Raw genomic sequence first — 23,721 nt, forward strand, 5'->3', positions numbered from 1 at the left:
AGATGAATTGATACATGGATCTGAAACAGCTCACCTATCTGCTGGCGGTCAGGGATGCCGGCTCATTTACCAAGGCAGCCAACAGTCTGCATGTGGCACAACCGGCCATCAGCATGGCCATCGCCAAGCTGGAGCAGCAGCTCGAATTGCGCCTGTTTGATCGACAGGATCGGGCGGTACGGCTCACCCCGGAGGGAGAGGTGCTCTGTCGCCATGCCGAGCGCTTGTTGTTGCAGATGCATCAGGCCGAGGCCGAGATGGCCGAGCTCAAGGGGCTGGAGCGGGGGGAAGTGCGGATCGGGATCCCCTACATGATGGGCTCCTACTATTTCCCCCCTCGTCTGATGGCCTTCAAGCATCGCTATCCCGGCCTCAAGATCCGGGTCGAAGAGGCCGGCACCCGTGAGCTGCTCAGCCGGATGGTGGATGGCTCCCTCGATCTGGCCATTCTCATCACCAGTGATCTCCCCCCCGCCATTGAGGGGGCACATCTGCTGAGCGAAGAGATGTTGATGGTGGTGGGGGACGATCACCCCTTGCGCGGCGAACCGGCCGTCACCCTCTCGCAGTTTTTCGCTCAGGAGTTGGCTTTGTTTCGCCGTGGTTTCTACCACCGGGAGCATATGGAGGCGCTGGCCCAGAGCCTGGGCGTTGAACCCGATATCGCCTTCGAGAGCAATCTTATCCCTCTGCTCAAGGCGGTGGTGCGGCAAGGCTTTGCGGTGACCACCTTCTTGCGGATGGTGCTGGAAGAGGAGCCGGATCTGAGTGGCGTACCCTTCGACCCGCCCATCTACCTAGACCTCTGTGTGGCGTGGCGGCGTGGTGATCCGCTCTCTATGGCCAACCGTGCCTTGCGCGATTTCCTACTCAAGGATCGCCCAGCCTGATGGCGGCGGGTCATTGCTGAAAGTTTGTTACTATTAACAGTGGGTTCGCTTGAGGGCTACACCATGAAACTGCAGCAATTGCGCTATATCGTCGAGGTGGCCAACCACAGGCTGAATCTGTCGGCCACCGCCGAGAGCCTCTTTACCTCCCAGCCCGGGATCAGCAAACAGGTGCGGATGCTGGAGGATGAGCTGGGGATCCAGATCTTCGAGCGCAGCGGTAAACACCTGACCCAGATCACCCCCATAGGTCGGGATGTGATCAAAGTGGCCGCCGAGGTGCTGGACAAGGTGGCCACCATCAAGGTGATGGCCAGGCAGCATGTGCATCCGGAGCAGGGAACCCTCACTATTGCCGCTACTCATCTACAAGCCCGTTATATTCTGCCCGCCATCCTCAAGGGATTCATGGCCCGCTTCCCCAAAGTTGCAGTAACTGTGATGCAAGGGAGTGCGGCGCAGTGCCGCGCAGCCGTGCATGATGGCGCTGCTGATCTGCTGCTGGCGGATGAACCGGAGGAGGGGAGCGATCTGCTCATGCTCCCCTCTTTTCAGTGGCAACGGGGCTTGGTGCTGCCCAAGGATCATCCGTTGGCCAAAGCAACATCGCTGACCCCGGCCGAGCTGGTGGAGTTTGCATTGGTGACCGATGGAAGGGCGCTCTCTGCTGCACATGGCACTGATTGCGCTCATGCCGAGAGCCGGATCGCCTGCTGTGCGAGCGACAGCGATGTGCTCAAGACCTATGTCAGACAAGGAATGGGCATCGGAGTGATGGCAACTTTTGCCTGGGAGCCCCAGCGCGATGGTGATCTGCTGCTCAAACAGGTGCCTTGGCTACCTAGTGGCGTTGCCGCTATCGGGTTGCGCAGAGGGGCGTTTTTGTGCGGCTATCTGTATGACCTGATTGGACGTCTCGCGCCGCAATTGACCCGGGAGCGTGTTGAACAATACTGTGCTGCCCGCACTGGCGAAGAGCTTGAAGCTATGCTGGCCAATTTGACCGTGCCACTTAGATAGCTTGGGTTGATGTGTGGTCATCCCAAGAAAAACGCCTCCCAATGGGAGGCGTTTGACAATCTGACATTCGTCAATTCAGGCTCACTTCTTCAGCATATGATCCAGCTTGTTGGCCTTGGTCGACAGATAGAACTCGTTGTGGGGATTGCGCCCTTCCTGCAACGGTACCCGTTCGGCCACCGGAATACCGAAGGATTCCATCGCTTTCATCTTGCGCGGGTTGTTGGTCATCAGTTTGAGAGACTTGACCTCAAGCTGCTTGAGCATATCGGCGCAGATGGTGTAGTCGCGCATATCGGCGGCGAAACCAAGGGCCACGTTGGCTTCCACGGTATCGGCTCCCTGATCCTGCAGGTGATAGGCGCGGATTTTGTTGAGCAAGCCGATGCCTCGGCCCTCTTGACGCACATACAGCAACACGCCACGACCGGCTTTGGCGATATTCTCCATGGCCGCCTGCAACTGGAAACCGCAGTCACAACGCAGGCTGAACAGGGCGTCGCCGGTCAGGCACTCTGAGTGGATCCGGCCCAGCACGGGCTCTTCACCGGTAATGTCGCCCATCACCAGTGCGGCGTGATCTTTGCCTGTGCCGGTTTCCTGAAAACCTACCAGCGTGAAGGTGCCCCAAGGGGTTGGCAATTTGGATTTGGCCACGAGGGTAACGCTGCTCATAGGTTGCTCCTTACTACTAACGGCTCAAAAAAGGGGGCCAGTTTAGCGCGCCTTGTCAGGAACGACCATAAGAACAAGTCCCTGCATTGCTTAATGAAATGTCCAAATGAGATACAAGCACAGCTGTCCGTCGGGGTTTTGGCCCTTTGTGCGGATTGATGACTGCCAGGCTCACCACATTCGGGTATAATCGGCGCCCATTAACCCACCCCTTCGGGATGGGAGCAACACAGTGCAGGAGAGAAGTTATGCCTCAGATGGCCCCCGTAATGACAATTGATGGCCCCAGTGGTGCAGGTAAAGGCACCTTGTGTCAGCTGCTTGCTGAGAAGCTGGGTTGGCACTTGCTGGACTCGGGCGCCATCTATCGGGTGTTGTCCCTGGCCGCCCTGCATCACGATGTAGAGCTGGACAGTGAAGCCTCACTGGTGCCGCTGGCCGCCAATCTGGATGTGCAATTTCAGGTTGAGGGCGATCTGGTCAAGGTGATCCTGGAAGGGGAAGATGTCTCCCGCACCATTCGCACTGAAGAAGTGGGTAATGCTGCCAGTAAAATCGCCGCCTTCCCCCGGGTGCGCGAAGCATTGTTGCGCCGTCAGCGGGCATTTCGTCAGGCCCCGGGTCTGATTGCCGATGGTCGTGACATGGGTACAGTTGTTTTCCCCGAGGCCGAGGTAAAGATTTTCCTCGACGCCAGTGCCGAAGAACGGGCCCAGCGTCGCTATAAGCAGTTGCAAGATAAGGGCTTTGATGTTAACTTTGAGCGTCTTTTAACCGAGATTCGGGAACGTGACGATCGCGACAGAAATCGCGCTACTGCACCCCTGAAACCGGCAGAAGATGCTCTGGTGGTAGACTCTACCGCCATGACCATAGATGAAGTGCTGGCAACAGTGCTCGCCTATGCAGAGCAACAACTTGGTGATGCCAGCGCAAGCTGACATCCGGTCGTCTGCACCAAGGATGGCGCAGATTATTTAAAACAGCCCCGCTTGTGCCGGATTGCAAGTGGATGTTTCATTTGTGACATAAACAATGATCGAATCTTTTGCTCAACTCTTTGAAGAGTCCCTGAACGCCGTTGAAACCCGTCAAGGTTCCATCGTCAAGGGTACTGTCGTTGCTATCGAGAACGGTTTCGTACTGGTTGACGCCGGTCTGAAATCCGAGTCCGCTATCCCGGCTGAAGAATTCAAGAACGCCATGGGCGAGCTGGAAATCAACGTCGGCGACACCGTTGACGTGGCTCTGGACTCTATCGAAGATGGTTTCGGCGAAACCAAGCTGTCCCGCGAAAAAGCCAAGCGCCACGAAGCCTGGCTGCAGCTTGAGAAGGCTTACGAAGAGCAAGCTACCGTTATCGGTATCATCAACGGCAAGGTCAAGGGTGGTTTCACCGTTGAACTGAACGGCATCCGTGCCTTCCTGCCGGGTTCTCTGGTTGACGTGCGTCCGATCCGTGACACCGCTCACCTGGAAAACAAAGAACTCGAGTTCAAAGTCATCAAACTGGACCAGAAGCGCAACAACGTTGTTGTTTCCCGTCGTGCCGTGATCGAGACCGAGAACACCTCCGAGCGCGAAAGCCTGCTGGCTAACCTGCAAGAAGGTCAAGAAGTTAAGGGTATCGTCAAGAACCTGACCGACTACGGTGCATTCGTAGATCTGGGCGGTGTTGACGGCCTGCTGCACATCACCGACATGGCGTGGAAGCGCGTTAAGCATCCTTCCGAAATCGTCAACGTTGGCGACGAGATCGCTGTCAAGGTTCTGAAGTTCGACCGCGAGCGTACCCGTGTATCCCTGGGTCTGAAGCAGCTGGGCGAAGATCCCTGGGTTGCTATCGCCAAGCGTTACCCGGAGACCACCCGTCTGTCTGGCCGCGTGACCAACCTGACCGACTACGGCTGCTTCGTTGAAATCGAAGAAGGCGTTGAAGGCCTGGTACACGTATCCGAGATGGATTGGACCAACAAGAACATCCACCCGTCCAAGGTTGTTAACGTTGGCGACGTGGTTGACGTGATGGTTCTGGACATCGACGAAGAGCGTCGTCGTATCTCCCTGGGTCTGAAGCAGTGCAAATCCAACCCGTGGCAGCTGTTTGCCGAAACTCACGCCAAAGGCGACCGTGTTTCCGGCAAGATCAAGTCCATCACTGACTTCGGTATCTTCATCGGTCTGGATGGCGGCATCGACGGCTTGGTTCACCTGTCTGACATCTCCTGGAACAACCAGGGCGAAGAAGCCGTGCGTGAATTCAAGAAAGGCGACGAGATCGAAGCCGTTGTTCTGCAAGTGGATCCGGAGCGTGAGCGCATCTCCCTGGGTGTCAAGCAGATCGAAGAAGACCCGTTCAACAAGTACCTGGCTGACAACAAGAAAGGTGCTATCGTGAAGGGTAAGGTTACCGAGGTTGATGCCAAAGGTGCCGTTATCGAACTGGCTGATGGCGTAGAAGGCTACCTGCGTGCCTCCGACGCTGCTCGTGACCGTGTAGAAGACGCCACTCTGGTGCTGTCTGTTGGTGACGAAGTTGAAGCTAAATTCATGGGCGTTGATCGTAAGAACCGCACCGTAAGCCTGTCTGTCCGTGCTAAGGACGAGGCTGATGAGCGTGTTGCTATCGATAACCTGAACCAGCAAGAAGAAGTTGTGTTCAGCAATGCTATGATGGAAGCGTTCAAAGCCGCCAAGGGTGAGTAATCCTTGATGCAAGAAAAGGGCGGCATTGCGCCGCCCTTTTTTATCCTGGCAAAATGAATATTGCATGTGATCGGGGAAGGAGATTTAACGTTATGACCAAATCAGATCTCATCGAACAACTGGCAGCCAGCCGCATGCATATGCCGGCCAAGGATGTCGAAGCCGCCATCAAGGAGATCCTTGAGCAGATGGCGTCGACCTTGCAAAACGGCGACCGGATTGAAATCCGCGGATTTGGCAGTTTTTCACTGCACTATCGTGCGCCCCGTGTGGGCCGCAACCCCAAGACTGGGGACAAGGTTGAACTGACCGGGAAATATGTCCCGCACTTCAAACCTGGCAAAGAGTTGCGCGAGCGCGTCAACATCATTGAATAATGCAGAAATGGGCATACCTCGGGTATGCCTTTTTTCTTTTTGGCACCGATTCCTGTGCCAATCGTCTTGTTTCTTAAACTCTTTTCTCATTCACTCTAGAGTCTGCCTGCGATTTTAAGGATAATCAGCCTCTCATTAGATACTGACAGGGAGCTCTTATGAAGCGTATTTTGGCCCTCATTCCGCTGGTGCTGGTGTTTGTTCTGACCCTGGCGCTGGGCTCACAAAATGGCCAGCTGGTTCAGTTCAATTACCTGATCGCTCAGGGTGAGTTTTCGCTTGCCATGCTGTTGGGCTTCTTCTTCGCTGGCGGTTTTTTGCTGGGCTGGCTGGTATTCGGCCTGCTGTTCCTGCGCCTGAAAATGCAAAACCGCACCCTCAACCGCACCATGCGTCGTCAATCCCGCGAGTTGGAGCTGGCCCGGTCACCGGGTAAGGAATAATGTTCCTCAATGCTTGAACTGCTTTTCCTGCTGTTACCCATCGCCGCCGGTTATGGCTGGTACATGGGTCGCAGGAGTGTTCGCCAGGACACCCAAAAACAGAGTAACCAGTTTTCCCGCCAGTATGTGGCGGGCCTCAACTATTTGCTGTCCGATGAATCCGACAAGGCGGTGGATCTCTTTATCCAACTGCTTGAGGTGGACAGTGAAACCATCGAAACACACCTCTCCCTCGGCAACCTGTTTCGCCAGCGTGGGGAGGTCGATCGTGCCATCAAGATCCACCAGAACCTGGTAACCCGCCAACTGACCCGGGAGCAGCGACAGCTTGCCCTGCAGGAGCTTGCGCGCGACTTTTTGGCTGCTGGTCTGCTGGACCGAGCTGAAGCGCTCTGGAATGAGCTGTGCGATGACAGCGACTATGAAGAGACGGCGCTGGCACAGCTGTTGATCATCCATCAGCAGTTGCGGGATTGGGATAAGGCCATCGATGTGGCGGTTCGTCTGCAAAAATTCCAGGGCAAGAAGCTGGCCGACCCCATCTCCCATTTCTATTGCGAGCAAGCCGAGATCGCGCTGCGTGAGGGCAATAAAGGGGAGGGGCTGGCCAAGCTCAAACGGGCGCTCAGTATCAATCCGGCATGTGCCCGAGCCAGTTTGCGCCTCGCTGAGCTCGCCATGGCAGAGGGGGAGTATGAGCAGGCCAGCAAGGAGCTGCTGCGGGTGTTCGAGCAGGATATCGACTTTGCCTCCGAGGCAATGCCCAAATTGCTCGAGTGCTATCAGCAGTTGGGGCGCACGCCTGCGTTGATCCCGCTGCTTGAGAAGGCTGTGGAAGATCACGCCGGTGTCAGCGTGACCCTGGCCCTTGCCAAGCTGGTTGAAGAGCGTGATGGCCTGAGCCAGGCCCGTTCGCTGGTGTTGCGTCAGCTGCGTCGTCATCCGTCGATGAAAGGTTTTTACCAGCTGGTGGGTTTTCAGCTGGCCAGTGCGGAAGAGGGGCCTGCCAAGGAGAGCCTCGAACTGCTGCAACAGCTGGTCGGCGAGCAAATAAAAATCAAGTCAACCCACAAGTGTCGGCAGTGCGGCTTTGCCACTCACTCGTTGTTCTGGCAGTGCCCGTCTTGTCGCCAGTGGGGTTCCATCAAGCCGATCCGTGGTCTGGACGGTGAATAACAAGCAATAGGATGTGAGATGCAAGATCCCAAAGTACTGGTAGCGCTGGATTATCAGCACGAGGCAGATGCCTTAGCGTTCGTTGAACGTATCTCTCCGGCCCAGTGCCGTCTCAAGGTAGGCAAGGAGATGTTTACCCTGTTTGGCCCGCAGTTTGTACGCCAGCTGGTGGCCAAGGGATTCGATGTCTTTCTGGATCTGAAATTTCACGATATTCCCAATACCGTTGCCAAAGCCGTGGCAGCCAGTGCCGAGCTCGGTGTCTGGATGGTCAACGTGCATGCCAGTGGTGGTGAGCGGATGATGCGTGCCGCCAAAGAGGCGCTGCTGCCTTATGGCGACAAGGCGCCATTGTTGATCGGGGTGACCGTACTGACCAGCATGGAGCAGTCCGACATGATCCCTCTTGGTCTGGATGTGAGCCCTGCCGAGCAGGTGATCCGGCTGGCTACCTTGACCAAGGCATCCGGCTTGGATGGGGTTGTCTGCTCTGCCAACGAGGCCCATGAGCTTAAAGCCTTGCTGGGTGATGAGTTCAAGCTGGTGACCCCGGGTATTCGCCCGACCGGTTCCGCGGCCGGGGATCAGCGCCGGGTGATGACACCCAAAGCGGCGGTCGAGGCGGGGTCCGATTATCTGGTTATCGGTCGCCCCATTACGCAGGCTGCCGATCCGGCCGCCATGCTGGCCAGCATCAATGCCGAGTTGGTTGGTGCGTAACAGGCTCACCCAGTGATACACGGTGCAGGCCGAGCAACAGGCCTGCACCGGCCCCGATAAGATGAGAGCCGATGTGTACCCTGGCATTGATCAGGGTGGAGATCGGGCTCTCTCCTGCGTTGTAGAAGTCCATCGCCAGCTTGAGCCCCATCCCTGCCAGCAGTAGCCAGCCCGATGTGCGGCGTCCGTGGCGAATATCCTGCATTGCCCCCCAGACAAACAGGCCATGCAGCGAGCCGGATAGCCCCATGTACCACTGGGTCTGCGGGCACCACCACCAGATCCCCAAGCCCACGGCCAACCAGAGCAGCAACATCAGCAGCGGCAGGCGAGCCCCACCCAGATAGTCGCGAAACAGGCTATAGAGGATGGCGAGGCCGCCCAGATTGAGCAGCAGGTGCCACAGATTGGTATGAGCCAGATTGCCTGTTATGATCCGCCACCCTTCGCCCCCGGCGATCAAGGGCCGATCGAAGGAGAGCTGAAGATTGGGAACGGTAAAGAAGAGTAGCAAGCTGGTGAGAGAGAGCGTGATAACCCAGAGCAATCCAGATTTGTCTGACAACATGAAACAGTCCAACGACAAGAACAGTCGATACTGTACACGTTGCACCCGAGCCCTCAAAGCCTGCCTGTGCGATTATATTGTGCCGGTTGACAATCACACGCCCCTCTACATCTTGCAGCACCCCAACGAGGTGGCACATCCCAAGGGGACCGCGGCACTGCTGGCGGCCTCTTTGCAACAGTGCGAGATCCATGTGGGGGAGGACTTTTCCCGCGATGAGTGGCTCAATGTGCTGCTGGCTGACCAATCCCGTCGTTATTATTTGCTCTGGCCGGATGAGGATGCCATTTCGCTGACCGATCTTCGCCAACAGTGGGAGAGTGAATCCTCTGGCTCCGCATCAGTCGCCTTTATCTTGCTTGACGGCACCTGGCGCAAAGCCTATCGCATGTTGCAGAGCAACCCGGCACTGGCCTGCTTGCCCCGCATCTGCATTGGTGCCATTGCCGGTCAATATGCCATTCGAAAGAAACCCTTTCCCGATGCCCTCTCTACCATAGAGGCGGGCTATCACCTCTTGTCCCGGTGGGAGGGGAGGCCGGAGCGCTATGCGCCCTTGCTGACCCTGTTCAATCGGTTGAATACCCAGTGGCAGGACTTTGCCGAAGGCCGCCGCGCGTGACAATTCAAGGAGTTATCAAGATGAAAAAAGCAGTCGTGGTTTTCAGCGGTGGTCAGGACAGCACTACTTGTCTGGTGCAGGCATTGGCCCGGTATGATGAAGTGCACGCCATCACCTTTGACTATGGCCAGCGCCATCGGGAAGAGATCGACACCGCGCGCCGTCTGGGCAGTGCACTGGGGATCGCCGCCCATAAGGTGATGGATGTGACGCTGCTCAATGAGCTGGCGGTCTCTGCCCTGACCCGTGACGACATCCCGGTCAGCTGCGAGCTGCAGGATAATGGCCTGCCCAACACCTTCGTGCCGGGTCGCAATATCCTGTTCCTGACCCTGGCTTCCATCTATGCCTATCAGGTGGGCGCCGAAGCGGTGATCACCGGTGTCTGCGAGACCGACTTCTCCGGCTATCCCGATTGCCGTGACGAGTTCGTCAAGGCCCTCAATCAGGCGGTGTCGCTGGGGTTGGATCGCGGCATCCGTTTTGAAACTCCCTTGATGTGGCTCGACAAGGCCGAGACTTGGGCACTGGCGGATCACTATGGTCACCTCGACACGGTGCGCCAGCAGACCCTGACCTGCTACAACGGCATTGCCGGTGACGGCTGCGGCACGTGTCCTGCGTGTGAACTGCGCAGTCGCGGCCTGAACAACTATCTGGCCGACAAGGCGGGCATCATGGCCAGACTGTTTGAGAAAACCGGGCTGGGCGAGAAAAGCGCAGAGTGAGCCTGCGTCTTGCCGTGGCTTGGGGTATAATCCGCGACTTTTGCAACAAGCCGTGATCGAGATGCACTACCCAATCAACGAGATTTTCCAGACCATCCAGGGGGAGGGCATCTTTACCGGCCTGCCCGCCATCTTTGTTCGCCTGCAGGGTTGCCCGGTGGGCTGCCCCTGGTGCGATACCCGTCATACCTGGGTTGTTGATCCGGCTCGTGAAGTGGGCAAGGAGGCGGTGCTGGATCGCTCCAACGAATCCGATTGTTGGAGCCAACTTAGCACCGCGCAGATTATCAAGAGCTTTACCGACCTGGGTTATCAGGCGCGCCATGTGGTGATCACCGGTGGCGAGCCCTGCCTCTATGATCTGCACGAACTCTCGTCAGCCCTGCTGGCGGCGGGTTATCAGGTGCAGATTGAAACCAGTGGCACCAGCGAGATCAAGACCCATGAGCAGACCTGGGTGACCGTCTCCCCCAAAATTGGCATGAAAGGGGGGCTGCCTGTGCTGGTCTCGGCGCTGGAGCGGGCCAACGAGATCAAGCATCCGGTGGCCACCGAGCACCATATTGAAGAGCTGGATACGCTGCTCGCTACTGCTACCCTGCGCCCTGATGTGGTCATTGCCTTGCAGCCGATCAGCCAGAAGCCAAGGGCCACCCAATTGGCGATGGATACCTGTATCGCGCGTAACTGGCGACTCTCAATCCAGACTCATAAATATCTGGATATCGATTAATATGGATTGGCTATCCGACGAACAGGTACTGCTGACCCTGACCAACAAGATGCCTTACGGTAAATATCAGGGGCGGCGTATCATCGATATTCCAGAGCCCTATCTGGTGTGGATGGCGCGCAGCGGTTTTCCGGTGGGTAAATTGGGCCAGACGCTGGCGTTGGCTTACGAAATCAAACTCAATGGACTCGAATCCATGATTATTCCCATTATTAACAGGATGTCGGTATGAGAATATATACGAGGCAGGGCGACAAGGGCATGACCCGGCTGGCCGATGGTATCCAGTTGCCAAAGGATCATTTGCGGGTCGAGACCTACGGTTATATCGATGAGCTCAACTCCCATATTGGCTTGCTGATTTGTGACGTCCCGCCGCAAGAGCTCTGCTTATTGGCTGATTTACAGCTGTTGCAACAGGAGTTGTTTGATCTGGGGGGGGAGTTGGCATTCTCCAGTGACGCCCAGAATGAATCGATTTGGCAGGTTAATGCTGCCTGGACAACTCGCCTTGAACAGCAGATAGATCGTTATAGTGAGCCATTGCCACCGCTGCGCCAATTTATATTGCCGGGTGGTTCCCGTGCCGCGGCGCAAGCGCATGTGGTGCGTACTCTGGTGCGTCATTGCGAGCGCTTGCTGCTGACATTGAGCCGGGAAGAGCGGGTCAATCCCGAGGTGCTGCCCTATCTGAACCGGATGAGTGACTGGTTCTTTACCGTTGCCCGCTATCTCATCTGCGTAGCAGGGGATCGTGAAGTGCTGTGGGTCAAGGCAGCAGATCGCCCGCAATCGGCTATCTGATATTTCACGTTTAAGCGGCAATAAAAAACCTCGCCTTGGCGAGGTTTTTTATTAGCAACGAGATTGAGATCAGATAGCAAAGTCTTCCAGTGATTTGCCTGCTGCCACTGCGCTGGCAATAGCCGAAGGCATACGGCCCTGGCCGGTCCAGGTTTTCTCTACGCCATTATCCTGATAGCGATATTTGGCAGGACGTGGCGCCCGCTTGGCTTTTTCTGATTTGCCGGGGTTGGTAGCGACAGCGCTTACCAATTCTGCCGGGTCAATACCGGCTGCTTTCAGCATTTCGCTATATTCGTTAATTTTCCGCAGATGCTCTTCACGGGCCTGACGCTCGGCAGCTTCATCCTGCTGACGTTCAGCAACGATAGTGGAGAGTTTTTCCAGTGCCTCTTCCAGTTGTTCCAGAGAAAGCTCGCGGCAGGTCGCACGCAGACTGCGGATATTAAGCAGTACCTTTAAAAATTCATTCATAGGAGTTACCACGTCGAGTCAGAGAAAAATATTATGTTCCAGCTGATTCTTGCTTGGTGATTTAAATAAGTCAAGCCGGGTTAAATATAATATCCGTGGGGAACATCAATACAGATATTTAATATGGCCTGCAATAGGCTTGGAGATTGGATGCCAATGAAACCGCAGTAGGTGAAAATAGCGTCAAAGCTGGCGTTGTTGCATCATTTGACTACCATTTTTCGACCTTGATATGTTTGTCATGACTATTTAATCAAAAAACTTGCTATAAGCTGCCATCTCGATAAAATGTGCGGCGAATACCTTTAAGTAGAGGCGCGCTGCCTATGAGTATTTGTGCGGAGGGTGATGCCTGTGATGCACAAGGAAAGGAGTCAGCGCCGAAGTGGCCAGGCCATCATACCGGGCTGCTGGTTTTGCATCTAATAGGTGCAGGACTGCCATAGTCATCCACTATGGAGCGCTACCTGAAGGGGCTGAGGAGTATGACCTCCCCATAGGTTTTGTTTCTTTAGATCCTCTCGGTAGATCTCCACCTGTAATCTTTAGGTGCAAAGAGATCATGGACATTAGTCATTTCGCCGACTCCGGTTGGTCCGTTCTTCCCCCCCTGTTGGCTGTCGCGCTGGCGATCATGACCCGCCGCGTGCTGCTGTCCCTTGGTGTGGGCATCGTCACCGGCAGTTTGCTGCTCAATCAGTTTTCACCCCTCGAATCCCTGCATTACATGTTGAATACCGTGCTCAAGATCTTCTGGGTCGATGGCGCGCTCAATCGTGACAACGTCAACATGATCCTGTTTATGCTGCTGCTGGGTGGCCTCATCAGCCTGATGAGCGTCTCCGGGGCGACCCGTGCCTTTGCCGAGTGGGCCGAGCGTCGTGCCAAGACCCGCAAGGGCGCCAAAGCCCTGACCGGCATGATGGTGTTTGCCTTCTTTATCGATGACTTCTTCCACAGCCTGTCGGTGGGGGCAATCTGCCGTCCGGTGACCGACCGCTTCCAGATCTCCCGTGCCAAACTGGCCTATCTGCTGGACTCCACCGCGGCGCCGGTCTGCGTGCTGATGCCCATCTCCTCCTGGGGCGCCTATATCATCGCCCTGGTGGGCGGCATCATGGCGGCCCACGGTCTGACCGAACAGAGCCCCATCGCGGCATTTGTCGAGATGATCCCGATGAACCTCTACGCCGTCTTCACCCTCATCATGGTGCTGGTGGTGATCGCCTGTCAGCTCGATATCGGCCCGATGCGTCAGCACGAAGCGTGGGCGCTGGAAGGCAAACTGTGGGATGAGTCCAAGGGCCGCCCCATCGGTCTGGATATGGAGAGCCCGGAGGAGAGCAACGGCGGCATGATCGACATGGTACTGCCGATCCTGACTCTGACCGCTGCCACCATCTATTTCATGATCGATTCCGGTGCTGCGGTGCTGAGCGAGAAAGGGCTGCCATTCAGCGTGCTCGGCTCGTTCGAAAATACCAACGTCGGTTCTTCGCTGGTCTACGGTGCCCTGTGCAGTCTGGTGGTCTCCATCGGTCTGGCGATGCGCCTGAAGCTGGGAGCCAAGAACTGGATCAAGGCCGCGCCGCAAGGCGTCATGGCCATGCTGCCAGCCATCAACATCCTGCTGTTCGCCTGGACCATCGGTGCCGTGGTGCGCGACGTGGAGACCGGCAAGTACCTGGCTTCGCTGGCTAACGGTAACCTGCCGATCGAAGTGCTGCCTGCTGTGGTCTTTATCCTCTCCTGTGCCATGGCGTTTGCTACCGGCACCAGTTGGGGTACCTTCGGCATCATGCTGCCGCTGGCCGGTGACATGGCCGCCGCCAGCGACATCAGCCTGATGCTGCCGATGCTGGCTGCGGTACTGGCTGGCTCGGTGTTCGGGGATCACAGCTCACCCATCTCCAGCACCAGCATCCTCTCTGCTACCGGTGCCGGTTGCCATCACATCGATCACGTGATGACCCAGCTGCCCTATGCACTGGCCATCGCCTTCGGTGCGGCCATCGGTTACCTGGCGATGGGCTTGATGCACTCCAGCCTGGCCGGTTTCAGTGTCAGCGCACTCTGGTTCGTGCTCTTTACCGGTTATCACCTGAAAAAGGCCAAAGCGCGGCCAGTGTTGGCCACCGCGTAACATTTATAGAGCAAGGGGCCCGCGGGCCCCTTGGTTTTGTCAGGGGCTTTGGTTAGCATGCGCCCCATAAATTCAGTTTCGGAACAGTATCATGGCTTCACTGCACTACAAATTTGCCACCATGAATTCAGGCAAATCCACCCAGCTCATTCAGGCGCACTTCAACTATCTGGAGCGGGGCATGCATCCTCTGGCGATGACGCCAGCCATCGATGACCGTTTCGGGGTCGGGGTGATCAGTGCCCGGGTTGGCCTTGAACTGAAGGTGGACGTGTTCAGCGACAGCTGTGATGTGTTTGAAATGGTGAAAGAGCGCCATGCAAAGAAACATATCGATGTCTTTATCGTGGACGAGGCCCAGTTCCTGACCCGTGAGCAGGTCTACCAGCTGGCCCGCATCGTCGATGAGCAGGATATTCCGGTGATGGCCTATGGCCTCAAGACCGATTTTCGCGGCGAGCTGTTCCCCGGTTCCTACCATCTGCTCTGTCTGGCCGACAAGTTTGAAGAGCTGAAGAGCATCTGCTGGTGTGGCAACAAGGCTCACATGAACTCCCGGGTCAACGAAGCGGGGCAGGTGATGCGTGATGGCGAACAGGTGGAGATCGGCGGCAACGATCGCTATGTGTCACTCTGTCGCAAACACTATCTCGAAGGTCGGGCCTACAAGTAATTCGGCTGCGATATTTGAATCGTTGAGCAGGGCGCCAATCTGGCGCCCTTTTTCTTTTCCTGCGTGCTTCTCTGCGGTTCAGTCGATCTCGATATCCACCGGCGCAATGATGGGGTCGGCCACCGGCAGGCGTTGAAACAGCTGGCGAAAATGGTGCTGTACCCGGCCGATATCCACCAGCGACATGCCGGAGGCAAAACCGAACCAGACATAGAGGCCGGTGAGATCGCGAAACATCGGCGGCAAATAGCGGGGTGCGGCAATCAGCCCCTCCAGATAGTGCTGATAGAGCACCGGAATGTCATCCAGTGTCACCTTGCCGACAAACAGCATCGGCAGGATTTCGGGCACCCCTTCCAGCACGGCGCTGCGGATAAAGTTGACCGTTTCCACATAGCCACGCACGTAGGAGAGATCCTTGGTAAAGCAGGCGCCGCCGCCCACCATGCCGCCACGAAAGACCCGCTGGGTGATCTTGTAGGCGTCGTGCTCGCTGGTGCCCTGCTGCACGAAGTGCTGAAACACCTCGATAAAATCGGCGCCGCGCTCGGCCATGTCGATGGCCATCACCCGATCGGAGATGCGCTTGGCCCGATCCGGAAAGGAGCTGAAGGTGAGGGTCTCTATCAGGACAGCCAGCCCCTCCTGACAGGCGGTGATCCGCGGTGAACCGGCGCTCAGCCAGGTGGCAAAGGGCTGCTGGCGACCGTTGAGGGTGGTGCCGACATGGACCCACCCCTCGTGTACCTCCAGCACCTGCAAGTCCAGCTCGGAGAAACGGGCGTGGGAGTTGAGCTTGATGTAGTCGCCACCGGCAGCGGCATCGGAGACAATCCCATCGCTCAGCTTCACCTGCACAGTGCCATCACTGAAGTAGCTCGACAGCTTGCCCTGCAGTTTGGCGACCGCGGCCTCTCCTTCGAGCTCCTTGGGGTAGGGGCGCACCAGATGGCGGGCGCCGGGCAGGGAGAAGATATCGCACAGGCGGGCGCCCAGCTCCTTGAGGGTCTTGCGATCCCCGCGCAGGTGATCGCTGGCAGAGCCATAAAGCAGCTGGCTGTAACGCTGAAAATCGGGTTGGCCGCGCTGGCGCAGCATCTCGATCACCACCATGTACTGATCGACCGTCTCTTGCAGGATCCGGCCAAGATCGTCCTGTGGCCCCAGTTTTCTGCGGATCCGGTCCCGCAGCTCCTTGAGCTCCAGATACTTGTTGCGCGGATCGAAGCCGAGGGGGAGGGCATCATAGAAGTGCCTGTCGATAGCGGGCAGCTCCCTGCCACCGCTTGCCAGAAAGCGATCCTGCAGATGGCGTGGCCATTTGATGGCATCCAGAATGCGGATGGGTTTTTGCAGGGTGAGCAGCTCATCCGAGAGTGATTTCAGATGAAGGCGATACTTTTCTTGGATAGTCATGGGGCCCCCTGTGGGGCAAGCGTCGTCGTGGATTTGGCTGAGTATATGCATAGCGCTTGCCAAAAAGAAGCGAGCCGCAGGGTTATCGGATTGGCGTGCTTTTTGTTGATAGTAAATTGGTTTAGACTGCGCCCCTTGATCCCAATCTTGTCGTGGAAATGATGAATATCCCCAGCTCCGAAATGATAATGCGTTGGTTGCAACAGGCTCGTATCGAGCACTATGTCTGCGACCAGTGTCACGGTATCCACATTGTCTCTTTGCAGTCGGTCGACGGTATTCAGGAGAGCCGGATCTTCGTGGAAGAGGAAGGCCTGCTGTTCTCCTCCGAGCTGGAAGTGCGCCCCTCCGCAATGCTGCCGCTGGTTGCCGAACTGGGCCGACTCAATATGCAGTACCCCTCCCTCAAGGTGTTCCTCGATATCATCGATGACAACCTGCCGCGGCTGGTGGTCGGCCACACCGTCTTTACCAAGGCCGGACTCAGCGTCGAGCAGTTCCTGCTGTTCGTGCAAAGCACCATCGCTGCCACCCACGAACTGGTTGCCGAATGCGAACGTTCCGGCTTCCTCAACCTGCCGGAAATCCAGGTTGCACCGGAATCTGTGCATTAAGTGTTCGAACGGTTCGCCAGGTGAAAAAAGCCATTGACGCGGGCGGGGCTTTCCCCTAAATTACGCCCCGTTCCAGCGCAACAGCGTAGCGAACACCGTGTTGGCTGAACACGTTAAACCACAGACCAAAATTTGGTGAGGTGTCCGAGTGGCTGAAGGAGCACGCCTGGAAAGTGTGTATACGGCAACGTATCGAGGGTTCGAATCCCTCCCTCACCGCCACATTGCAAAGCCCTGATGGAAACATCGGGGCTTTTGTTTTATGGCGCAATCCCCTCGTGGTTGCTGGCATAGGAATGCAAATCTTCGTTCTTGATAGCGCATCTGGCTGAACCGCTTGGGCAATCGCAGTGAAAAGCCTCGGTGACTTTGACGCTACGGCCAACCCATTGGTCGATCCTTTTAAAGTTTCCGCCCAATTCAGTACAAGGGCCTCTCGCAAGAGAGGCCCTTTTCATTGCTCGCTGATTCGCCCTGATCGGTACTTGAAAGGCATTCCGTGGTGATACCGATTAATGCTCCACAGTCAGCGGATCCGGGGACAGGTTCAGAAGCTTGGTGACGGCCTGATAGAGCTGGGGGTAGTTATCGTCAAAATGGTGTCCTCCCGGTAGGGTGACGGTCGTGACGTTGGGTTGGTTGAGACGGGGGCAGAGGCGGTCGCCGTCATCGTCATCGGCACCTTGCAGGCAGAGCATCGGCAGGTCGCGGATGGTCTTCACCTGTGGTTCGGTCGGGTAGCTGCGGGCTTTGTGGGTCAGCATGTCGCTGACGTGGATCTCGAAATCCGAGCTGGTGGAGGGGGAGAGCATCACGGCCCCGACCAACCCCTGACGATAGTGCTCCGGCAACCGGTTGATGACGAAGGGGACAATCTCGGCACCAAACGAGAAACCGACCAGCAGCCAGCGGGGGCGCTGCCAGCGAGTCTGGTAATCATCGAGGATCCGCTCCAGATCGGCGGTCACCTGCTCCGGGGTTTTCTTCTTCCAGTAGTAGGTGAGGGAGCTCCAGCCCACGACCGGCATGCCGTTCAGCTGAAACTGGGCGCTCAGCCCCTTGTCGAGGGCCGCCCAGCCACCATCGCCGCTGAGAAAGATCACCATGGGGGTGTCGGATGACTGCTTGACCGGCAGCTCAATCAGGCTCAGGTCATCCTTGACCGGGGCGGCGTGCGCCGCAAAAGATGAAACGGGCAGTACGAGACTGAGTAACAGCAAAATCAAGGCTCTCATTGGCCATGCTCCTATTTCTTGAGCAGCCCCAGCGGGCCGCGGCTAATCAGGGTGATCAGGTGAGTCAGGGTTCTGGGCAGTACCAGCTTGCTGCTGCAGAGCAGGTAGCGGGGTTCCCAGCGGGGCGAAAATTTCTCCTTGTAGCGTCTGAGCCCCTGGAAGTTGTAAAAGCGGCTGCCACGGACGAACAGGGTATTGCCAAGGCGGGCCCAGTAGCTGCCGAGCGGGTGATCGTTGAACCCGGACATGGGGGCCATCCCCAGATTGAAGCTGGCGTACCCCTGCGCCTTGCCCCACAACAGCAGTTCGACAAAGAGAAAATCCATGATGGGGGCGGTGCCGGTATCCAGGCTGTAGCGCATCAGATCGATGGAGAGCGTCTCCTTGTTGTCGCTCACCCAGAGGTTGGCAAAGCCGACGATCTGCCCCTCGTGCCACACCAGCGCAGCCGGGCTCAAGGTCAGGTAGTCAGGCTCGAAGCGGCCGACCGAGAAGCCCTTCTCCTTGCCCATCTTGCTCTGCAGCCAGGTATCGGAGACGGTCTGCAACCTAGGCAGCAGGGGGGCCACGGCACTGGCCTCGACCACCTCGAAGGTCAACCCTTCCCGTTTGCCCTTGGCGTGGCTCTGGCGCAGGTTGCGCAGGCGGCTGCCCGCCAGATCGAAGGTAGCCAGATCGACCATCGCCTCTTCACCGAGCTTGAAGGGGATCAGCCCCAGCTCCAGATAGAGCGGAAGATAGCGGGCCGACACCTGATAAAAGACCGGATTGGCGTCGTGCTCGTCGCACCGCTCGCGAAATTGCCAGAGCAGCTCTTCGATCTGCTCGTGGTGGCCGATCGGATCCCCAATCACAATCCAGCTGTTGCCCTCGATGCCATACATCAGGAAGGCGTCGCCGGCGGGATGGAACAGCAGGGACTTGTCCTGCAACTGGGCCAGATAGCCGTGGATCCCCCCTTCGCGCACCACCAGCTCGTGAGCGCGCGCCAGCGTCTCCTTGTCCGGCTTTTCACCGACCACGCGCAGCGGTGCAAGCAGCTGGGCAACCCCGGCCACGGCCAGCACGGCCACCACGCTCCCCATGGCGCGCAGGCCGCGGGCAGCCCCGCCGTGGGGCGAGAAGTGGAACCAGAGGGCGTGGTCATACTCCACCTGACGGTAGGAGAAGAGCAGCAGCCACAGGGCTCCCAGCAGCACGGCGCCGACCGAAATGAGCCAGCCCGAGGTGTACTGGGGATAGAGCAGCGACCCCTTGCGATAGAAGAGGGCGCGGCAGGGGGTCATGATGAGCAGGAAGCTGCCGAGCAGCAGGGCTGACTCCCAGTCCCCCCCTTTGAGCAGGGAGAAGGCGATCCCCAGTGCCAGCAGTAGCTGGGTGATGCGAAACGCGGCGTCGTGACGGCGGTAGAGGCTGCGCGCCAGCAGGATCAGGAGGATACCGCTCACGCTGCCGAGCACGTGGGAGAGCTCCAGCAGATGGAGCGGCAACACCTGCAGCCACACTTCAATGTGGCTGCGCATGGTCGGGATCATCCCCGAGCAGAGCAGCAGGCTGCCGGCGGCAAAGGTGCCCATGCTGATAAGGGCAGGCAGAAATTCGCGCACCGCGCTCATCAGCCCCTGTAGCCGCTGCCAGCGCGCTTTTTGTTGCAGCATCTCCTGACTCGCAAAGAGCAGCAGGGCGCAGAGAAAAGGCAGCAGGTAATAGATGCAGCGATAGAGCAGCAGCGAGGCGAGCAGCTTGTCGGCTGGCAGGTAGTGAGCCAGCAGCAGGCTCATGCTCGCTTCGAACACGCCGATCCCACCCGGCACGTGGGCCAGTACCCCGAGGAAGCTGGCCAGCACGAAGGCACTGAGCAGCACAGGGTAGGGGACGCTATCTGCAGGCAACAGCACAAACAGCACGGCGGCGGCGGCCATCCAGTCGGCCAGCGCGACCAGCAGTTGCAACAGACGTATCCGAAAGCCTGGCAGGGTCAGGGGGTGTTTCCGCCAGGAGAGGCGTGGGGCGGGCCAGCAGAGGTAGTAGGCCACCAACAGCAGAGCCATGACGCCCGCCAGCCTGAGCAGGGTATCTGCCCACTGCGGCCAGTCAGGCAGCAGCTGTGATATATCGCAGGTCAGTAGGGCGCCACCTCCCCACGCCAGCAGGCCGAGGAAAAAGGTGATGGAGCAGAACAGCACCACTCGGGCTACCTCACCGGTCGCCAGACCGAGGGCTGAGTAGAGCCGATAGCGTACCGAGGTGCCGGTCAGCAGGGCAAATCCCAGGGTGTTGGAGAAGGTGTAGGCGATAAAGGAGGTGATGCTGACCTGTTGCCAGGGAAGGCGCTTGCCCAGCGCATGGAGCGCCAGCATGTCATAGCTGCAGAGGCAACCATAACTGAGCAGGGTCAGCAACAGGGCGCCCGCCAGTCGCGGCAGGGGTTGGGACCAGATGGCCACACGAATATCGTGCCAGTGCCATGCCTGAGTCAGGTGATACAGCACGGTCAGTGCGGTGCCGAGCAGCAGCAAGCTGCACAAGGGGCCTAGCCATTTAAGCAGATGACGCCACATGCCATGTTCCTGTGGTCATTGACCGTTTCCCACAAAGGGGGGAGCCGGGTCGTGGATCCGGTTTGGACGAGGGAGGCGCTCGTCAGGAAAATTTCGGGAAGAGATGGAAAGGGAGGCGTCAGCCTCCCTCTGTGTTATCCAGTGACCGGTTGGATCACTTGGTTTTCGGCGCGACTTTGACGGCTGGGGTCTTGGCGTGGGTGGCTTTATGGTGTTTTTTCACCACCTTGGTCTGGGTCGCCTGCGGTGTGGCTGTCTTGGTCGGAGTGGCCGCCATGGTGAAACCGGAAGTGAGGGCGAAGACGGCAGCCAGGGTCAGGGGAATGATCTTTTTCATGTTCAATTTCCTTATTCGGGTTGATGTTATGGAGCGTTCTCCATGACAGTCATCCTATGACGGTTGCGGCGGCCCTTCAGTGAGCGGTTGGTGACGGTTTGTATCCAAATGTACAGGCAGGGTGAGGCAGAAGCGGGCGCCGTGGTCACTGGCCAGCAGCGCCACATCCCCCCCGTGATGACGGGCAATGCTGCGCACGATGGCCAGCCCCAGTCCGGTGCCGCCGGTGCGACGATCCCGGCTCTGATCAAGGCGCACGAATGGTTCGAAGATCTGGGGCGCCAGCGCCGGATCGATCCCCGGTCCATCGTCGCTCACCTCCAGCAGATAGTTCTCCTGCAGCCGAGAGATAGAGAGGGTAACCTCGCTCTCGGCGTAGCGCAGGGCATTGCCGATGAGGTTCTCCACCGCGCGGGTCAGCAGACGCTGATCGCCGCACCAGGGCATGTGGCGTGGCAGCAGATCGAGGGTGAGCCTCTTTTCGGGTGCCAGCGCCTGCCAGTCGCCAAGATGCGCTTGTGCCCAGTGACTGAGTTCAAGCTCGTCGCGCTGCAACGGCAACTCGGGTCTATCCAGCTTGGCGTAGGTGAGCATCTCTTCGATCAGAGCGTCCAGCGCTCCCAGATCTCGCTCCAGCGCCTGCTGCTCCTGCTCGGCAGGGGCAGGTTCGAGCATGGCAAGCCGATAGCGCAACCGGACCAGCGGGGTGCGCAACTCGTGGGCGATGGCATCGGTCAGTTGCTTGCGGCTGGCAATCATGGCCTGCAATTGGGTCGCCATTTGATCGAAGGTGCGTCCCACCCGGGCCAGGCTGCTGTCCGGTGGCAGATTGGTTCGGCAGGAGAGATCCCCATCGCCTACGCGACGTGCGGTTTGCTCCAACTGCTGCAAGCCGCGCCAGTGGGGACGCAACCAGAGCAGAATGGGCAGGCCGAGAGAGAGGCCGATCACCAGCAGCAGTCCCACATCGACCCAGTGCAGCTCGTGCAGGTAGGAGAGGTAGGGTACAGGGCCGACAATCAGCACCCGATCGGTATCAGGGATACGTTGCAGGAAGGTGTCATCCTCCTCGACGATGACAATGTTGCCGGCGGCCAGAAAGGCTTGATCCTCGCTGGCCAGGGGCTGGCGCACCAGCTCACCGATCTTGAGGGGGAGGGTAAACTGGCTGCTCTGCTCGGCTAGTCGATCGGGCCAGCGCTCTGGCGGGGTTCTTGCCAACTCGCCGGTCAACAGGCCAAGAGAGCCCTGCATCATGCGTTCGAGATAGCGATCACCCGCCCGTTCGGCGGTCACCTGATAGACCACGCCCACCAGCAGGATGGCCAGGGTGAAGCAGCCGATCAGCAACAGATAGAACTGGATAAAGAGACGGCGCATGGCGGTGCTCCCGAAAGAGGGTTATTCCCAGGCGTGGGGGACGAAGAGGTAGCCTTTCTGGCGCACCGTCTTGATCCGGGTCGGGTTGTCGGGGTTATCACCCAGTTTGCGGCGCAGGCGGGAGATGGCCACATCCATGCTGCGATCCTGACCGTCGTACTCCCGGCCGCGCAAGCTGCGAAAAAGGGCTTCCCGACTCAAGATTTGGCCCGCGTGGCAGGCGAGCTCCCACAGCAGATCAAAGTCGGCGGTCGAGAGAGCAATGCTCTCGCCATCGAGCCGCACATCTCGCCCCGGACCATCCACTCGCAGCAGACCAAATTGCAGTTGCTGGGGAACGCTGCTGGTGGCTGCCGGTTGGGTTGATGCTTGCTGGTGCTGGCGAAACTGCACCCGAAGTCGGGCCAGCAGCACCGGTGGTGGTGTCGTTTTGAGGATGTAGTCGTTGGCGCCCAGCTCCAGACTCAGGATCTGGTTCATGTCGCTATCCAGCGAGGTGAGCATTACGATGGGGCCGTCGAAGCGTGGCCGAAGATCCCGACAGAGGGACATGCCATCTTGCCCCGGCAACATGATATCGAGCAGCACCAGATCGGGCTGTTCGGCCTCGACCCGGGCCAGCGCCATGTCCCCTCTGGGCTCGAGGATCACGTCCATATCGTGGCGACCGAGCCAACTGCTGATGAGCTGGCCAATCTCGGGATCATCTTCGACAAAAAGAATGCGTTGCATAGAAAAGCTCCAACGGGAAGCAGGAGAGAAGAAGAGCGATCAGCATATCAATGGCGCCTGGGAAATACAGAAAAAGAACCAGACAGGCTGATGTGTGGGGGAGTGTGGCTGTGTGTATCGATGGGGAGGCGCACATCGTGACAAATGGGCAGAGCCGCGTTTATCGATCTGGAGGATGATGGCCTTGCAGACAAGGTAAGGCGCTGTCGAGCGCAAAAACAAAAAAACCGGCCAAGGCCGGTTTTTCGCGGAGCAGACCAGAAGGTCACTGCACCAAGTCGATGGACATCACCTTGCGGCGATTATCGACAGAATAATGGGGTGGCTGATGGGGCTCGAACCCACGACAACCGGAATCACAATCCGGGACTCTACCAACTGAGCTACAGCCACCACTGAAATTTTCATCAACGCTCGCCAATCCAGAAGGATTGGGGAACATCAATGGCGCGCCCTGCAGGATTCGAACCTGCGACCCACGGCTTAGAAGGCCGTTGCTCTTCTAACCCCTTTACTTAGGTTACCACAAGTTACTACTAAGCGCTTTATGGTGCGGATGATAGGCTGATAAGTCGCATAAATCAACAAAATTTTATAGCTTATTGATTTGACCAACCCCCTATTAGATCTTACCATTAAGTTAACACATGGAACGTCATGTTAAAGGAGTGTTGCTTTGAGGTTGGGTGAGAAT

At 57.8% G+C, this 23,721-nt stretch carries 25 protein-coding genes, 2 tRNA genes and 1 riboswitch; of the genes, 17 read left to right on the top strand and 10 right to left on the bottom strand.

Translation table 11 applies throughout. From position 1 onward, the window contains the following. Nucleotides 1–14 precede the first annotated feature (14 nt). Together G5315_RS12975 and G5315_RS12980 are read left to right on the top strand one after the other, a co-directional pair. Nucleotides 15–890, top strand: a complete 876-nt coding sequence (locus tag G5315_RS12975) for a LysR family transcriptional regulator (RefSeq protein WP_042053074.1) — start codon at nucleotides 15–17, stop codon at nucleotides 888–890. Between the two features lie 63 nt (nucleotides 891–953). Continuing rightward, a complete protein-coding gene (locus tag G5315_RS12980; RefSeq protein WP_421251427.1) occupies nucleotides 954–1,910 on the top strand; it encodes a LysR substrate-binding domain-containing protein in 957 nt (318 codons plus the stop codon). Between the two features lie 81 nt (nucleotides 1,911–1,991). On the opposite strand, the gene ribA is transcribed toward G5315_RS12980, so the two are convergent. Continuing rightward, on the bottom strand, nucleotides 1,992–2,585 hold the full coding sequence (gene ribA / locus G5315_RS12985) for a GTP cyclohydrolase II (RefSeq protein ID WP_005337152.1): 594 nt from the start codon (nucleotides 2,583–2,585) through the stop codon (nucleotides 1,992–1,994). Nucleotides 2,586–2,833: 248 nt separating this feature from the next. On the opposite strand from ribA, the gene cmk reads away from it, so the two are divergent. The 6 genes from cmk (at nucleotide 2,834) to pyrF (ending at nucleotide 8,007) form a co-directional block, all read left to right on the top strand. Then, entirely contained in the window at nucleotides 2,834–3,526 is a 693-nt protein-coding gene (gene cmk / locus G5315_RS12990; RefSeq protein WP_019444698.1) for a (d)CMP kinase, read from the top strand. Between the two features lie 94 nt (nucleotides 3,527–3,620). Next, the gene (gene rpsA, locus G5315_RS12995) at nucleotides 3,621–5,291 is read left to right on the top strand and encodes a 30S ribosomal protein S1 (protein WP_005337148.1); all 1,671 of its coding nucleotides are present in this window, start codon (nucleotides 3,621–3,623) and stop codon (nucleotides 5,289–5,291) included. Nucleotides 5,292–5,383: 92 nt separating this feature from the next. Next, nucleotides 5,384–5,668: an integration host factor subunit beta gene (ihfB, locus tag G5315_RS13000; RefSeq protein ID WP_005299934.1), complete on the top strand. Its 285-nt coding sequence runs from the start codon at nucleotides 5,384–5,386 to the stop codon at nucleotides 5,666–5,668. Between the two features lie 158 nt (nucleotides 5,669–5,826). Beyond that, a complete protein-coding gene (locus tag G5315_RS13005; RefSeq protein WP_005337143.1) occupies nucleotides 5,827–6,111 on the top strand; it encodes a LapA family protein in 285 nt (94 codons plus the stop codon). Nucleotides 6,112–6,120: 9 nt separating this feature from the next. After that, nucleotides 6,121–7,287: a lipopolysaccharide assembly protein LapB gene (lapB, locus tag G5315_RS13010; RefSeq protein ID WP_005346478.1), complete on the top strand. Its 1,167-nt coding sequence runs from the start codon at nucleotides 6,121–6,123 to the stop codon at nucleotides 7,285–7,287. Between the two features lie 18 nt (nucleotides 7,288–7,305). Further along, nucleotides 7,306–8,007, top strand: coding sequence for an orotidine-5'-phosphate decarboxylase (pyrF, locus tag G5315_RS13015; RefSeq protein ID WP_108614207.1), 702 nt, complete (start codon nucleotides 7,306–7,308; stop codon nucleotides 8,005–8,007). Here pyrF and rrtA read toward each other — a convergent pair. Continuing rightward, entirely contained in the window at nucleotides 7,982–8,575 is a 594-nt protein-coding gene (gene rrtA / locus G5315_RS13020; protein WP_179901969.1) for a rhombosortase, read from the bottom strand. The two genes, pyrF and rrtA, sit on opposite strands and share 26 nt — an antisense overlap. On the opposite strand from rrtA, the gene G5315_RS13025 reads away from it, so the two are divergent. The 5 genes from G5315_RS13025 to G5315_RS13045 all read left to right on the top strand — a co-directional run bounded on the left by G5315_RS13025 (nucleotide 8,574) and on the right by G5315_RS13045 (nucleotide 11,462). After that, on the top strand, nucleotides 8,574–9,197 hold the full coding sequence (locus G5315_RS13025; RefSeq protein WP_040069333.1) for a tRNA-uridine aminocarboxypropyltransferase: 624 nt from the start codon (nucleotides 8,574–8,576) through the stop codon (nucleotides 9,195–9,197). The genes rrtA and G5315_RS13025 overlap by 2 nt on opposite strands. Before the next feature lie 20 nt (nucleotides 9,198–9,217). Continuing rightward, a complete protein-coding gene (gene queC, locus G5315_RS13030; protein WP_005359893.1) occupies nucleotides 9,218–9,925 on the top strand; it encodes a 7-cyano-7-deazaguanine synthase QueC in 708 nt (235 codons plus the stop codon). Between the two features lie 61 nt (nucleotides 9,926–9,986). After that, complete coding sequence (gene queE / locus G5315_RS13035; RefSeq protein WP_040069335.1) at nucleotides 9,987–10,658, top strand: 7-carboxy-7-deazaguanine synthase QueE; 672 nt, start codon at nucleotides 9,987–9,989, stop codon at nucleotides 10,656–10,658. A 1-nt stretch (nucleotide 10,659) separates the two neighbouring features. Continuing rightward, nucleotides 10,660–10,890 carry a DUF3820 family protein gene (locus G5315_RS13040; protein WP_421263205.1) on the top strand — a complete coding sequence of 77 codons (231 nt, stop codon included), beginning with the start codon at nucleotides 10,660–10,662 and terminating at the stop codon, nucleotides 10,888–10,890. Continuing rightward, nucleotides 10,887–11,462, top strand: a complete 576-nt coding sequence (locus G5315_RS13045; protein ID WP_139405266.1) for a cob(I)yrinic acid a,c-diamide adenosyltransferase — start codon at nucleotides 10,887–10,889, stop codon at nucleotides 11,460–11,462. The genes G5315_RS13040 and G5315_RS13045 overlap by 4 nt, the downstream gene beginning before the upstream one ends. A gap of 69 nt (nucleotides 11,463–11,531) precedes the next feature. Here the strand turns inward: G5315_RS13045 and G5315_RS13050 are convergent, their stop codons facing one another. Next, nucleotides 11,532–11,936, bottom strand: a complete 405-nt coding sequence (locus G5315_RS13050) for an H-NS family nucleoid-associated regulatory protein (RefSeq protein ID WP_005359895.1) — start codon at nucleotides 11,934–11,936, stop codon at nucleotides 11,532–11,534. Between the two features lie 302 nt (nucleotides 11,937–12,238). Further along, nucleotides 12,239–12,410: riboswitch (Lysine riboswitch) on the top strand. 88 nt (nucleotides 12,411–12,498) lie between these two features. Between G5315_RS13050 and G5315_RS13055 the strand changes: the two genes are divergently transcribed. After that, the gene (locus G5315_RS13055) at nucleotides 12,499–14,079 is read left to right on the top strand and encodes a Na+/H+ antiporter NhaC family protein (protein ID WP_005351177.1); all 1,581 of its coding nucleotides are present in this window, start codon (nucleotides 12,499–12,501) and stop codon (nucleotides 14,077–14,079) included. 91 nt (nucleotides 14,080–14,170) lie between these two features. After that, on the top strand, nucleotides 14,171–14,752 hold the full coding sequence (locus G5315_RS13060; protein ID WP_421333163.1) for a thymidine kinase: 582 nt from the start codon (nucleotides 14,171–14,173) through the stop codon (nucleotides 14,750–14,752). A 78-nt stretch (nucleotides 14,753–14,830) separates the two neighbouring features. On the opposite strand, the gene G5315_RS13065 is transcribed toward G5315_RS13060, so the two are convergent. Then, nucleotides 14,831–16,168, bottom strand: a complete 1,338-nt coding sequence (locus tag G5315_RS13065; protein ID WP_421333164.1) for a flavohemoglobin expression-modulating QEGLA motif protein — start codon at nucleotides 16,166–16,168, stop codon at nucleotides 14,831–14,833. A gap of 158 nt (nucleotides 16,169–16,326) precedes the next feature. Between G5315_RS13065 and G5315_RS13070 the strand changes: the two genes are divergently transcribed. Beyond that, on the top strand, nucleotides 16,327–16,782 hold the full coding sequence (locus G5315_RS13070; protein ID WP_005337119.1) for a YbjN domain-containing protein: 456 nt from the start codon (nucleotides 16,327–16,329) through the stop codon (nucleotides 16,780–16,782). Between the two features lie 134 nt (nucleotides 16,783–16,916). Beyond that, nucleotides 16,917–17,004 (top strand) — tRNA-Ser (locus G5315_RS13075). A gap of 290 nt (nucleotides 17,005–17,294) precedes the next feature. On the opposite strand, the gene G5315_RS13080 is transcribed toward G5315_RS13075, so the two are convergent. The 6 genes from G5315_RS13080 to G5315_RS13105 form a co-directional block, all read right to left on the bottom strand. Beyond that, the gene (locus G5315_RS13080) at nucleotides 17,295–18,017 is read right to left on the bottom strand and encodes an AcvB/VirJ family lysyl-phosphatidylglycerol hydrolase (protein ID WP_421333165.1); all 723 of its coding nucleotides are present in this window, start codon (nucleotides 18,015–18,017) and stop codon (nucleotides 17,295–17,297) included. A gap of 11 nt (nucleotides 18,018–18,028) precedes the next feature. Further along, nucleotides 18,029–20,578: a bifunctional lysylphosphatidylglycerol flippase/synthetase MprF gene (gene mprF / locus G5315_RS13085; RefSeq protein WP_421333166.1), complete on the bottom strand. Its 2,550-nt coding sequence runs from the start codon at nucleotides 20,576–20,578 to the stop codon at nucleotides 18,029–18,031. A 154-nt stretch (nucleotides 20,579–20,732) separates the two neighbouring features. Then, on the bottom strand, nucleotides 20,733–20,915 hold the full coding sequence (locus G5315_RS13090) for a hypothetical protein (protein WP_005337116.1): 183 nt from the start codon (nucleotides 20,913–20,915) through the stop codon (nucleotides 20,733–20,735). 54 nt (nucleotides 20,916–20,969) lie between these two features. Continuing rightward, complete coding sequence (rstB, locus tag G5315_RS13095) at nucleotides 20,970–22,295, bottom strand: two-component system sensor histidine kinase RstB (protein WP_421333167.1); 1,326 nt, start codon at nucleotides 22,293–22,295, stop codon at nucleotides 20,970–20,972. A gap of 21 nt (nucleotides 22,296–22,316) precedes the next feature. Beyond that, nucleotides 22,317–23,027, bottom strand: a complete 711-nt coding sequence (rstA, locus tag G5315_RS13100; protein ID WP_236371530.1) for a two-component system response regulator RstA — start codon at nucleotides 23,025–23,027, stop codon at nucleotides 22,317–22,319. Nucleotides 23,028–23,344: 317 nt separating this feature from the next. Then, a tRNA-His gene (locus G5315_RS13105) sits at nucleotides 23,345–23,420 on the bottom strand. Nucleotides 23,421–23,721 lie beyond the last annotated feature (301 nt).

It is taken from the genome of Aeromonas sp. 603607, assembly GCF_049171595.1.
Lineage (GTDB): Bacteria > Pseudomonadota > Gammaproteobacteria > Enterobacterales > Aeromonadaceae > Aeromonas > Aeromonas veronii.